We start from the raw sequence: 12,779 nt of genomic DNA, 5'->3' as shown, positions 1-12,779 counted from the left end.
ATCCGGTGCCGATGGATAGAATGGCGGTTCGTGCAGGCCGGTTGCCTGCGCGAACCGCCATTTTTCCATTTCGACAGAGGTGCCATGGACGCACATGTGCCGTCGTCTCCCGAGTCCGCCGCTCAGCCGCGCGCGCAGCAGATCGCTCGCGTCGCGCTGTATGCGGCGCTGCTGGTGCTCGCGCTGTGGGTGATCCGCGACTTCATTCCCGCCATCGCGTGGGCCTGCGTGATCGCCATCGCGATGTGGCCGCTGCTGAAACGCTTCGAATCGCACCGGCTGTTCCGCAACCGGCCAACGGTCAACGCGCTCGTCATCACGGCGGCGGTCTCGCTGCTCGTCGTGCTGCCGATCGCCGTCGCGGCAACCCAGGCGATCGGGCAGGCGCACGACCTGCGCGAGTGGCTGCGTACGATCCAGGACAACGGCATTCCGCTGCCCGAGGTCGTCGGCCGGCTGCCTTACGGGTCGGCGCAGATCACCGAATGGTGGCAGGCCAATCTCGGTCATCCGCTGCATGCGGCCAGCGCGATGCACGGCGTCAACAGCGAGAAATTCCTCGCGTTCGGCCGGCAGTTCGGCACGAAGCTCGCGCATGCGCTGCTCGAATTCGGCTTCATGCTCGTCACGCTGTTCGTGATCCTGCGCGCGGGCCACAAGCTGTCGGGCGCATTGCTGCAGGGCGGGCAGCGCGCGTTCGGGCGCAACGGCGCGGAACTGATCGAGCGCATGGTCAAGGCCGTGTACGGCACGGTGACGGGGCTCGTCGTCGTCGGGCTCGGCGAGGGTGCGCTGCTTGGCGTCGCCTATGCGCTCGCGGGCGTCCCGCATGCGGCGCTGCTCGGCCTCGTCACGGCGATTGCCGCGATGCTGCCGTTCTGCGCGCCGATCGTGTTCTGCGGCGCGGCGCTGTGGCTGTTCGTGCAGGGCGCGACCATGTGGGCCGTCGTGGTGGCGGTGCTCGGTTTCGTCGTCGTGTTCGTCGCCGAGCATTTCGTGCGGCCGGTGCTGATCGGCAGTTCGGCGCGGCTGCCGTTCCTGCTCGTGCTGTTCGGCATCCTCGGCGGTGCCGAGACGTTTGGCCTGATCGGCCTGTTCGTCGGCCCCGCGCTGATGACGGTGCTGACGATGCTGTGGACCGAATGGATTGCGTGACGATGCCCGCCGTCGCGCCGATTCGATGGATCGGCGCGGCGGGATGGGTGCGCGTGCAAGCATGCGCCGGCCGCAACGATCGGCAACGATTCGGCTTGCACGCGCGGCATGCCGGCCAGGGGTTTGCATACGGATCTCTACATTTCTTTTCGATCCGGACCCAAAGGTCTAGTAGCATGGGGTTTTCGATCACGCCGGCATGGCGCAGCAGAATTCCCCAAGCATGCGATTGATTTCGATGTCCCGTCCCGCGGCGACGCTGTCCCTGGCGGCCGGCTGCCTGATGTTGCACGGCTGCGCGTGGTTCGACCCGTGGCTGCCGTTCTCGTATTCGCGCACGCCGCTCGCGCGGGCCGCATCGCGGCATGGCGCGACGCGCGCCGATGTCGTGCGCGCCGGCGGCAACCCGCGCAGCGTATGGATGGTCCGCAACGGCAGCGGCGTCTGCTACAACTACTTCATCGAGCACGGCAACGATCACCGGCCTTACTTCGTCGTATTCGACAAGGCCGGCGTCGTCACGCAATACGGCTTCGATACCTGCATGGACGCCGATCGAAAGGGCACGCTCCAGCCGGACAAGGCCGCTTCGCGCTAGCGCGGCGGCGTGCGCCGCGCGTGAGCGGTCAGGCGAGCGTGTCGACCACGCCGCCGTCGACGCGCAACGCCGCACCCGTGGTCGCCGAAGCCTGCGGCGAGCATACGTACACGACCAGGTTCGCGACTTCCTCGGGCGTCGCCGGTCGCTGGATGATCGAGCTCGAGCGATGATCGCGCACGAAATCCACGGCCACGTCTTCGATACTGCGGCCCGTTTTGTCCGCCGTTTCCTTCAGCAGCGCGCGCACGCCTTCCGACAGCGTCGGCCCCGGCAGCACCGAGTTGACGGTCACATGGGTGCCGGCCGCGAGCTTCGCGAGGCCGCGCGCGATCGACAGTTGCGCGGTTTTCGTGAACCCGTAGTGAATCATGTCGACCGGGATGTTCAGGCCCGATTCCGATGAAATGAACACGACGCGCCCGGCGTTGCGTTCGATCATCCCCTTCAGATAATGCCGCGCGAGCCGCACGCCGGACATCACGTTCATCTGGAAGTAATGTTCCCATTCGGCGTCGTCGATATCGAAGAACGCCTTCAGGCCGTAGATGCCCGCGTTGTTGACGAGGATGTCCGCATCGGGCGTGTGCTGCGTGACGCGCGCGACGCCGGCCGCGTCGGACAGGTCGGCGGCGACGCCGTCGAAGCTCGCGTCGGGCACGGCGGCGCGCAGTTGCATCAGCGCGGACTGCACCGATGCGTCGCTGCGGCCGTTGACGACGACGCGCGCGCCGGCGCGTGCGAGCCCTTCGGCGATCGCGAGCCCGATGCCGGCGGTGGAGGCGGTGACGACCGCGGTCTTGCCTTTCAGATCGATGTGCATGAGCGTGACGGGAGAGGAGTGAACGGGAACCGCCACGCGTGTCGAGGCGGCCGGATTTCAAAGCTTAGGCGAAACGGCGCGATTCGGCTTCGAAGCTGCAACGTGCCGGTTGCATCGGCCCGCACAGTCTTGTACGGTGAGCGTTCGCCGCCCGAACCAGGAGCCCGCAGCGTGAGCCGTACCGCCAACCGATCCGCCGTGCCGTCGCCGTTCTGGCGCGATGCCGCGCTGCCGTTCATCGAGGCGCGCACCGTCGACGACGGGCGCGCGATCTGCTACGTGAAGCACACGCACGACACGTTTTCGCTGGGCGCGATCGTCGGCGGCACGAGCACCTACGTGAACGGCGCGACGAACGAACACGTCGGGCGCGGCGTGCTCGTGATCATCGATCCGGAGCAGGTGCACGCGTGCAATCCGTACGGCCCCGACGCATGGGCGTACCGGATGGTCTACGTCGACGTGCCATGGCTCGCGCGGCTGCAGCATTCGCTGGGTCGCGATCCGAACCGCGATTTTCACGGCTTTTCGCCGAAGTTGACGGAGCGGCGCGACCTGTTCGCGCAATTTGGCGGCTTCTACCGCACGCTCGTGTCGCCCGGCATCGATCCGCTCGGCAAGGAGAGCGCGGCGGTCGAATTCTTCACGCAACTGCACGGCGCGCTCGATCGCGAACTGCCCGGCATGCGCCCCGCGGACGACAACGCAAAACTCGCGCGTGCGGCCGACTACATCGCCGCGCATTGCCGCGAGGGCATCACGCTCGATGCGATCTGCGCGGCGGCGGACCTGTCGCCGTCGTACCTGATCCGCGCATTCAACGCGCGCTACGGGATGACGCCACATGCGTTCCTGATCGATCGCCGCGTGCAGTACGGCCGCACGGAGCTGCGCCGCGGCCGGCCGATCGCCGACGTCGCGCTCGACGCGGGCTTCGCGGACCAGGCGCATTTCCAGCGCGCGTTCCGGCGGATCGCGGCCGCGACGCCCGGGCAGTATCGTAGCGCCGCGAGTTGAGCGGCGAACCGTGGGGCGGTGGCGGCGTCGCAGACCGCAGACCGCAGACCGCAGACCGCAGACCGCAGACCGGCGACGGCCCGTATCATCGGTCGCCGGCGGCACCGGCGCCGTGACCACACATCGAAGCAACGGCACTAAACGTCGAGCAGATAAAGCGCGCTGCCCGCGAGCAGCAGCGCCATCGCGCGGTTGAACAGCCGCATCCGCCGCGTATTCGCGAGCCGGTGCCGCAGCGATGCGCCCGCATACGCCCAGCACGCGATCGACGCGAAACAGATCACCAGATACAGCGCGGCGAATAACCAGACCTGCGCGCGGTCGCCATCGGCCGCATACGCGCCCATCGCGGCCACGCACGCGAGCCAGGCCTTCGGATTCAGCCATTGCATCGCCGCGCCGGCCGCCGCCGACGGGCCGGCCACGTTCGGGTCGGCCGACAGCCGGCCGTCGTCGAGCGCGAGCCGCAGCGCCATATAGAGCAGGAACGCGATCCCCGACCACTGGGTGGCGGTGGTCAGCATCGGCCAGCGCGCGAGCGCCGCGTGCAGCCCGAGGCCGATCAGCAGGAACAGCGCGACGAAGCCGAGCGTCGCGCCGGCCGCGTAACGCAGGCTCGCGCCGAGGCCGTGGCGTGCGCCGGCACTGAGCGCGACGATGTTGACGGGACCGGGCGTGATCGACGAGGCGAGCGCGAACGCGGCCATCGAAACCAGCATGCTCATCAGGTGTCTCCATGCGAAATGTTCAAAGTCGCATCGAGACTACGGGAGCCGCACCGGCCCGTATTGAAGAAAACAACCCTCGGCGGCGCGCGGCCGCCGTCAGTGCAGCGCGCGCGGCGCGTGAGTCGGCCGCGTGTCGCGCGGATCGGCCGAGCCGGCTGCATCGCCTGCATCGGCCGGGCGCGGCGGGCCGCCCGCGCAGGATTGCGTCGACACCGAGAAACCGAACGTATTGATGCCGCCCGAGCATGCGACGAACACGCTGCCGCCGTGCATCTCGGCCACGGCCTTGACGATCGACAGCCCGAGCCCGTGGTTTTCCTTGCTGTTCGCGCGCGCTTCCTCGAGCCGGTAGAAGCGTTCGAACACGTGCGAACGCTGCACGGGATCGATCGGCTCGCCCGGGTTCGCAACGGACATTTCGACGAGCGCGTCGCGGCGCGCGATCGTCACGTGCAGCGTCGCGCCGGGCGCCGAATGCTGGATCGCGTTGATCAGCAGGTTCGTCATCGCGCGGCGGAACAGCGACGGATCGACGGCCGCGCGCGCATCGCCGTGCAGTTCGGCGCGCAGTTGCGCTTCGTCGAGCGGGATTTCGAGGAAGTCGAGCATGCGCCGCACTTCGTCGGCGAGCGACACGTCCTTCAGGTCGGTCGCGCGTTCGCCGCGGTCGCTGCGCGACAGGAACAGCATGTCGTTGATGATCACGCGCAGCCGCTCGAATTCCTCGAGGTTCGACTGCAGCGTCTGGCGCATCCGGTCGACCGAGCGATCGCGACTCGTCAGCGCGACTTGGGTCTGGCCGATCAGGATGCTGACCGGCGTGCGCAGTTCGTGCGCGACATCCGCGTTGAAGGCCTCGAGTCGCGCGTAGGTCTGCTGGATGCGTTCGAGCGCGCCGTTGAACGACGTGGCGAGATCGCGCAGCTCGGCGGGCAGCGCGTCGGTCTGCAGCCGCTGGCGGCGGTTCGCGAGGCTGATCGCCGATGCGTCCTGCGACAGCCGGTCGAGCGGCGCGAGCCCGAAGCGCGCGACCGCGCGGCTCAGCAGCAGCGTGATGACGGTGGCGGTGGCGATCAGCGCGGCGAGCGTCAAGCCGAAACGGCGCAGCATCCGCTGCGTGCGCTCGCACGAACTGGCGACGATCAGCTTCAGCGTTGGCCGCTCGCCGTTGCCGGCGACCGTGACGGTCTTCGTCATCACGTCGTAGCTGCTGTCGTTCAGCGCGTAGCGCTGGAACGCGCCGAACGGCGGATCGACGGGCACGCCGTTCACCGGTGTACCGAAGCGAAATGCCGGGTTCGTGCTGTCGACCTGATAGCGCGTCGAGCCGTCGGGCGGTTCGAGGTCGGCCAGCTTTTCCTGCATGAGCCGCCCGCGCGCGGCCGTCGTCGCATGCGACACGATCATCTCGGCGACCTTGGTGCGCGTATCGAGCGTCGCGCGCAGCTCGGCGAACAACTGGCGCTCCATCATCACGAACAGCCCGCAGCCGACCAGCGTGAACACGAGCAGCGACACGATGCCGAACATCGCCGACAGCCGCAGGACGATCGAGCGTTTCATGCCTGCCTCTCGGTGTCGCCGTCCTCGCGCGCCTCGAGCACGTAGCCCATCCCGCGGATCGTGTGCAGCAGCTTGTCCGCGAACGGGCCGTCGAGTTTCGCGCGCAGGCGCTTGATCGCCGTCTCGACGACGTTCGCGTTGCTGTCGAAGTTCACGTCCCACACGAGTTCGGCGATCGTCGTCTTCGACAGCACCTCGCCGCTGCGCCGCGCGAGCACGCCGAGCAGCTGGAATTCCTGCGCGGTCAGGTCGAGCCGCGTGCCGTCGCGGGTCGCGCGGCGGCCGATCAGGTCGACGCGCAGGTCGCCGATCGAGATCAGCGTCGATTCCTGCACGCGCGCGCGGCGCGTCAGTGCGCGCAGCCGTTCGATCAGTTCGAGGAACGAGAACGGCTTGGTCAGGTAGTCGTCGGCGCCGCCGCGCAGCCCGCGCACGCGGTCGTCGACGCGGTCGCGCGCGGTCAGCATGATGACGGGCGTCTGCTTCTGCGCGCGCAACGCGCGCAGCACGCCGAAGCCGTCGAGCTTCGGCAGCATCACGTCGAGCACGACCACGTCGTAGTCGAATTCGACGGCCTTCCACGCGCCGTCCTCGCCGTCGAGCGCGGTATCGACGACCCAGCCTTCCTCGGTCAGGCCGCTCTTCAGGTATTCGACGACTTTCGGTTCGTCTTCGACGATCAGGACTTTCATGTTGTTGTTCCGCGTAACCGGGTTAGGGGCCGACGCTTGCGGCGGGCTGCGGGCCGGCCGCCGCGACGTCGGACGGCGCGGGGCCGCTCGTCGTGCCGCCGTCCCAGCCGCCGCCGAGCGCCTTCGCGAGAAAGACGACGAGCGTCGCACGCTGGCCCTGGATCTGCACGGCCTGGCGCTCGCTCGTCAACAGTTGCTGCTGGGCCGTCAGCACGTCGATGAACGGCGTCAGGCCGCCCGCGTAGCGGTCCTGCGCGAGCGACACGAGCTTGCGCGCGTCGTCGACGGCCGCCGATGCCTGCTGCGCGGCGTCGGCCAGCACCGACAGGCCCGTCACCGCATTTTGCACCTCCTGGAACGCGGTGAGCACGGTCTGCCGATAGCTGGCCTGCGCAGCGGCATAACCGGCCTGCGCGAAATCGACGCCGGCCTTCAGCTTGCCGCCTTCGAACAGCGGCTGGCTGACCGACGCGCCGACCGACCACAGCAGCGCCGGCACGGTGAACAGGCCCGCGAAGCGCGTCGCATCCCAGCCGATGTCCGGCGACAGCGCGATGCGCGGGAAATACGCGGCGCGCGCGACGCCGATCTGCGCGTTCGCGGCCGCCATCGCGCGCTCGGCCGACGCGACGTCGGGGCGCCGCTGCAGCAGGTCGCTCGGCATGCCGGTCGGCAGCGCGGGCGCGTTGATCGGCACCACGCGCGGCGGCAGCGAGAATTCGGGGGCCGGCGTGCCGACCAGCGTCGCGATCGCGGTTTCGACCTGCGCGCGCTGCCGGATCAGCAACTGTGCCTGCGTGCGCGTCGCGTCGAGCTGCGAGCGCTGCTGCAGCAGGTCGAGGCCCGACACGGCGCCGAGTTCGTGGCGCGCGCTCACGTAGTCGAGCGCCTTCTGCTGCAGGTCGATCGAGCGCTTGACGACGTCGATCTCGCTATCGAGTTCGCGCAGCGCGAAATAGCTCGACGCGAGATCGGCGGTCAGCACGAGGCGCGCGTTCGCGAAATCGTCGTTCGCCTGCTCGGTGTTCGCCTGCGCGGATTCGACGCTGCGCCGCACGCGGCCGAACAGGTCGAGCTCGTAGCTGACGCTCGCGCCGACCTGGATCTCGTTCTGCACGGTCGACATGCTGCGCGTCGCGTAGTTGGTCTGCGGCCGGTCGGCGGAGATCTTGAAGCGCTGGCCGCTCGCGTTCAGGCCGACCGCCGGATACTGCGCGGACGCGACCGATGCGAGCGTCGCCTTCGCCTGGTCGTAGCGCGCGGCGACGGCCTTCAGGTTCTGGTTGTTGCGCAGCGCGTCGGTTTCGAGCGCGTCGAGCTGCGGATCGCCGAACGCGGTCCACCATGCCGGATCGAGCGGCGCGCGGGCCGGCGCGGCCGGGTGCCAGTACGCGTCGGCCGGGTCGAGCCGCCATGCGGCCGGCGTATCGACGGCCGGGCGCCGGTAGTCGGGGCCGACCGTGCAGCCGGCGAGGGCGGTTGCCGCGATGACGGCGGCGAGCGCCGCGGGCCGCACGCGGGCGCGCATCGCGATCACGACTTTGCCCCCGCGACGGCCGATGCGGGTTTGGCCGCCGGCGTCGACACGACGACCGGGTCGCCGTTCGCGAGCGCGTCGCTCGGGTTCGCGACCAGGCGGTCGTTCGGCGTGATCGGCCCGTCGACTTCGAGCGTCTGCCCGATCGTGCGCACGACCGTCACCGGTTTCAGGCGGACCTGGCCGTTCGCGTCGACGGTCGCGACCGTCGGGCCTTCGGCGCGGAACAGCAGCGTATTGGCCGGGATCTGCAGGCGGCCGACCGGCGTCATCGGCAGCGTCGCCTGCACGTATGCGCCGGGCAGCAGCCGTGCATCCGGGTTCGGCAGCGTGATCTCGATCTGCAGCGAACGCGTCGCGACATCGATCGACCCGGACGTGCGCGTGATCGTGCCGTCGAAGCTTCGGCCCGGCAGCTCGGACTGCGCGACGCTCACGTGCTGGCCGACCTTCACCTGCTGCGCATACGCCTGCGGCACCTGTACGTAGAGGCGCAGCCGGTCGGCCTGCACGACCGTGAACAGCGAGCGGCCCGCGTTGCCGGAGCTGACGAGATCGCCGACGTCGACGTTGCGCTGCGTGACGATCCCGTCGATCGGCGCGACGATCCGCTGGAAGCCCTTCAGTTCGGTGAGCCGGCGCATGTTCGCGTCGGCCGCGGCGAGGTTCGCGGTGCCCTGGTTGAACGCGCCTTGCCGATCGTCGAGTTCCTGCTGCGACACCGCATCGCGCTGGCGCAACTGCTGCGCGCGGTCGAACGACGTCTTCGCGAGCGCGAGCGCCGCCTGCGCCTGCTGGCGCTGCGCGGTGGCCTGCGCGAGTTCCTGGTTCAGCTCGGGCGTGTCGAGTTCGGCGAGCACTTGCCCCTGCTTCACGTGCGCGCCGATGTCGGCCTGCCAGCGCAGCACATAGCCGCTCGCGCGTGCGTAGATCGGCGCCTCGACGAAGCCGCGCAGCGTGCCGGGCAGCGTCAGCTTGCCGCCGGTGGCCGCATCGGTCGGGCGCACGACGTTCACGTATTGGCGCGTGTTCTGCACGGCGACCGCGTCGAGCCGGTTGCGGTTCAGCACGTTGACGACGATCGTGCGCGCGGCGCCGGCGGCCAGCAGCACGCCGATCACGATCAGCACGATTCGCCCGCGCCGCGACACCGACGTGCGCGTCGGCAGGTGCATGCCGTGTTCGTCCACCTGAATGCCGACGGAGCTGTGATGTTTCTCTTCCATGAATTCAACCAAAATTCAACCGGGTCTATGGGCGAAAGTCAGTGTCCGGCCTGGCGCGCGCGCCGGCGGGCCAGCCGCGAATGCACGCCGCCGAACACGAGCGGCACGAACAGCAAGGTCGAAACGGTTGCGAACAGCAGCCCGCCGATCACCGCGCGACCGAGCGGCGCGTTCTGCTCGGCGCCTTCGCCGAGACCGAGCGCCATCGGCACCATGCCGATGATCATCGCGAGCGCCGTCATCAGCACCGGCCGGATCCGCGTCGCGCCGGCCTCCAGCGCGGCCGTGAGCGGCGGCGCGCCGGCGGCAAGCCGCTGGCGCGCGAACGACACCACGAGAATGCTGTTCGCGGTCGCGACGCCCACCGTCATGATCGCGCCCGTCAGCGCGGGCACGCTCAGGTGCGTGCCGGTGATGAACAGCATCCACGCGATGCCGGCGAGCGCGGCCGGCATCGCGCTGATGATGATCAGCGGGTCGAGCCACGACTGGAAATTGACGACGATCAGCAGGTAGACGAGCACGATCGCCATCGCGACACCCGCGCCGAGGCCGATATACGACGTGCGCATCGTCTCGATCTGGCCGCGCATCGTCAGCTCGGTGCCGCGCGGCAGGCTCGCGCGCGTGTCGGACACGATGCGGTCGATCTCGCCCGCGACCGAGCCGAGGTCGCGGCCCTCGACGCTCACGTACAGGTCGATCGCCGGGCGGATGTTGTAGTGCGTGATCACGGCCGGATTCGCGGCGGTGCGCACCTGCACGAGGTTGCCGAGCAGTTGCAGCGGCATGCCGGTGCGGCCGCTGGCCGAGATCGGCGTGCCGAGCAGGTCGTCGACCGACGAGATGTTGTATTGCGGGGTCTGGATCTGCAGCGGGTACTGGACGCCCGTCTTCGGGTTGATCCAGAACGACGGCGTCGTCTGCGAACTGCCGGACAGCGAGATCAGCATGTTCTGCGCGACGTTCTGCGCGGAGAGGTTGAGCTGCTGCATGCGCGTACGATCCATGTCGGCCAGCAGGGTCGGCTCGTCGTTGCGTTGCAGCACGTGCACGTCGACGGCGCCGGGGATTTGCCTGATCTTTTTCATCAGGTTGCTCGCGATAGTCATGTTACTCGCGAGATCGTTGCCGAGCACCTGCACGTCGATCGCGGCCGGCTGACCGAAGTTGAGGATCTGCGTGATGATGTCCGACGGCTGGAAGAAGAATTCGACGCCCGGGAAGCGTTCGGGCAGCAGCTTGCGCAGCGTCTGTACGTAATGCGTGGTCGTGCGGTGGCCTGGCTTCAGCGCGATCAGCAGCTCGCCGTCGAGCGTGCCGATGGTGCCGGCATTGCTGTACGACAGGTTGATGCCGCTGACGGGCAGGCCGAGGTTGTCGACGATCGCGCCGAGCTCGTCGGGCGGCACGACTTCGCGGATCACGCGTTCGACCTGGTCCGCGAGGCGCGCGGTTTCCTCGATCCGGTAGCCGGTCGGCGCGCGCAGGTGCAGCCGGATGTTGCCGGAATCTGCATTCGGGAAGAAGTCGCGGCCCAGCGCGAACACGAGGCCCGTCGACAGCACGCAGAAGCCGAGGAAGCACATCGCGTAGAAGCGGCGCCGCACGAGCAGCATGCTCAGCAGCACGATGTACCACGCGCGCAGCCGCTCGAACGCGTCGTTGAACGCATGATGCAGGCGCGCGAAACGCGATGTCGCATGATCGGGGCCGGTGCTCGCCTGCTGCGGGCGGAACAGCAGCATCGCGAGCGTCGGCACGAGCGTGCGCGACAGCACGTACGACGCGAGCATCGCGAACACGACGGCTTCCGCGAGCGGCACGAACAGGAAGCGTGCGACACCCGTCAGGAAGAACATCGGCACGAACACGATGCAGATGCACAGCGTCGACACGAACGCGGGCACCGCGATCTCGCCGGCGCCTTCGAGGATCGCCTCATGCAGGTTCGTACTGAACGACGACCCCCACGCTCCCTTCGGTCGCTGCCCCCCGAGGGGGGCGCTCGGCACGCTTGGGGCGGCCCGGCGCATGCCGAGATGCAGGTGCCGCTCGATGTTCTCGATCGTGACGGTCGCGTCGTCGACCAGGATCCCGACCGCGAGCGCGAGCCCGCCGAGCGTCATGATGTTGATGGTCTCGCCGAGCGCCGACAGCGCGATCAGCGACGTGAAGATCGACAGCGGAATCGAGATCGCGATGATCAGCGTGCTGCGCCAGTTGCCGAGGAACAGCAGGATCATCATCGCGGTCAGCACGGCGGCGATCAGCGCCTCGTGGATCACACCCTGCACGGCCGCGTTGACGAACACCGACTGGTCGAACAGCGGCGTGATCGTGAGCCCTTCGGGAAGCGTCGGGATCACCTTCGGCAGCAGCGCCTTCAGGTCCGACACGACCTTGAGCGTCGACGCGTCGCCGCTTTTCAGGATCGACACGAGCACGCCGCGCTGGCCGTTCTGGCGCACGACGTTGGTCTGAGGCGCGAAGCCGTCGCGCACGGCCGCGACCTCGCGCAGGTAGGTCGTCGCGCCGTTGACGGTCTGGATCGGCAGGTTGTTGATGTCGGCGACCGTATCGGCCGACGCGTTCGTGTCGATCCGGTATTCGGTCTGGCCCATCTTCGCGGTGCCGGTCGGCAGCACGAGGTTCTGCGCGTTGACCGCGTTGACGATGTCGGCCGGCGTGAGGCCCTTCGCGAGCAGCGCCTGCGGATCGAGATCGATCGCGACCACGCGCGTGCGGCCGCCGTACGGGAACGGCACCTGCGCGCCGGGAATCGTGATCAGTTGCGGGCGCAGGAAGTTCAGCGCGATGTCCGCGAGCGACTGTTCGCTGAGCGTCGTGCTCGACAGCCCGAGCTGGATCACCGGGATGCTCGACGCGGAATAGGTGATCACGAGCGGCGGCGTCGCGCCCTGCGGCATCTGCCGCACGATCGCCTGCGCGGACGACACCGTCTGCGCGATCGCCGTCTGCACGTTCGCGCCGGGCTGCAGGAACACCTTCACGACCGCGATGCCGGGCAGCGACGTCGACTCGACATGCTGGATGTTGTTGACGGTCGTCGTCAGGATCCGTTCATGCACGGCCGTGATGCGGTTCGTCATCTCCGTCGCGGAGAAGCCGCTGTAATTCCAGATCACGCTGATCACGGGGATGTTGATCGCGGGCAGCACGTCGACCGGCGTGCGCATCAGCGCAAGCGGCGTGGCCAGCACGATCATGATGGCCATGACGATGAACGTGTAGGGGCGCCTGAGCGCGAGATTGACGATCCACATGGAGGCAGCGGGACAGGCGTTGATCAGGCGTCGGTGAAGGGAACCCGAATGATAGGCGTCGGCGTGGAACGGGTTACTGTCGCGAAACTGGCGGAATTGTCAGGTTGGGCGCGCGGTCGCCGCCGGCCGATTCTGCTGACGAAATACGTGCGC

General features: G+C 68.5%; 10 protein-coding genes. 3 read left to right on the top strand and 7 right to left on the bottom strand.

Translation table 11 applies throughout. The annotated features are described in order from the left end of the window. The first annotated feature begins 84 nt into the window (after positions 1-84). Both ACM6JT_RS10165 and ACM6JT_RS10160 read left to right on the top strand, forming a co-directional pair. Entirely contained in the window at positions 85-1,155 is a 1,071-nt protein-coding gene (locus ACM6JT_RS10165; protein WP_175748473.1) for an AI-2E family transporter, read from the top strand. A gap of 223 nt (positions 1,156-1,378) precedes the next feature. Beyond that, a complete protein-coding gene (locus tag ACM6JT_RS10160) occupies positions 1,379-1,753 on the top strand; it encodes a hypothetical protein (RefSeq protein ID WP_051983619.1) in 375 nt (124 codons plus the stop codon). A gap of 28 nt (positions 1,754-1,781) precedes the next feature. On the opposite strand, the gene ACM6JT_RS10155 is transcribed toward ACM6JT_RS10160, so the two are convergent. Continuing rightward, positions 1,782-2,576, bottom strand: a complete 795-nt coding sequence (locus ACM6JT_RS10155) for an SDR family NAD(P)-dependent oxidoreductase (RefSeq protein WP_034179633.1) — start codon at positions 2,574-2,576, stop codon at positions 1,782-1,784. Positions 2,577-2,747: 171 nt separating this feature from the next. Here ACM6JT_RS10155 and ACM6JT_RS10150 point away from each other — a divergent pair, with 171 nt between their 5' ends. Next, entirely contained in the window at positions 2,748-3,593 is an 846-nt protein-coding gene (locus ACM6JT_RS10150) for an AraC family transcriptional regulator (RefSeq protein ID WP_414856404.1), read from the top strand. A gap of 137 nt (positions 3,594-3,730) precedes the next feature. On the opposite strand, the gene ACM6JT_RS10145 is transcribed toward ACM6JT_RS10150, so the two are convergent. The 6 genes from ACM6JT_RS10145 to ACM6JT_RS10120 all read right to left on the bottom strand — a co-directional run bounded on the left by ACM6JT_RS10145 (position 3,731) and on the right by ACM6JT_RS10120 (position 12,626). Then, positions 3,731-4,318 (bottom strand): LysE family translocator, encoded by a 588-nt coding sequence (locus tag ACM6JT_RS10145; protein WP_414856403.1) that lies wholly within the window; start codon positions 4,316-4,318, stop codon positions 3,731-3,733. Between the two features lie 99 nt (positions 4,319-4,417). Next, a complete protein-coding gene (locus ACM6JT_RS10140) occupies positions 4,418-5,884 on the bottom strand; it encodes a heavy metal sensor histidine kinase (protein WP_414856402.1) in 1,467 nt (488 codons plus the stop codon). Next, a complete protein-coding gene (locus ACM6JT_RS10135) occupies positions 5,881-6,576 on the bottom strand; it encodes a heavy metal response regulator transcription factor (RefSeq protein ID WP_034179625.1) in 696 nt (231 codons plus the stop codon). Before ACM6JT_RS10135 ends, ACM6JT_RS10140 begins: the two co-directional genes overlap by 4 nt. Before the next feature lie 22 nt (positions 6,577-6,598). Further along, positions 6,599-8,104, bottom strand: coding sequence for an efflux transporter outer membrane subunit (locus ACM6JT_RS10130; RefSeq protein WP_414856401.1), 1,506 nt, complete (start codon positions 8,102-8,104; stop codon positions 6,599-6,601). 5 nt (positions 8,105-8,109) lie between these two features. Next, positions 8,110-9,339 (bottom strand): efflux RND transporter periplasmic adaptor subunit, encoded by a 1,230-nt coding sequence (locus tag ACM6JT_RS10125; protein ID WP_105389952.1) that lies wholly within the window; start codon positions 9,337-9,339, stop codon positions 8,110-8,112. 38 nt (positions 9,340-9,377) lie between these two features. After that, positions 9,378-12,626 (bottom strand): efflux RND transporter permease subunit, encoded by a 3,249-nt coding sequence (locus ACM6JT_RS10120; RefSeq protein WP_414856400.1) that lies wholly within the window; start codon positions 12,624-12,626, stop codon positions 9,378-9,380. Between the last annotated feature and the right edge of the window lie 153 nt (positions 12,627-12,779).

The sequence above is a fragment of the Burkholderia sp. IT-111MI5 genome (assembly GCF_949752865.1).
Classification (GTDB): Bacteria; Pseudomonadota; Gammaproteobacteria; order Burkholderiales; family Burkholderiaceae; genus Burkholderia; species Burkholderia pyrrocinia_C.
This window is presented reverse-complemented; position numbering and strand designations above follow the sequence as displayed.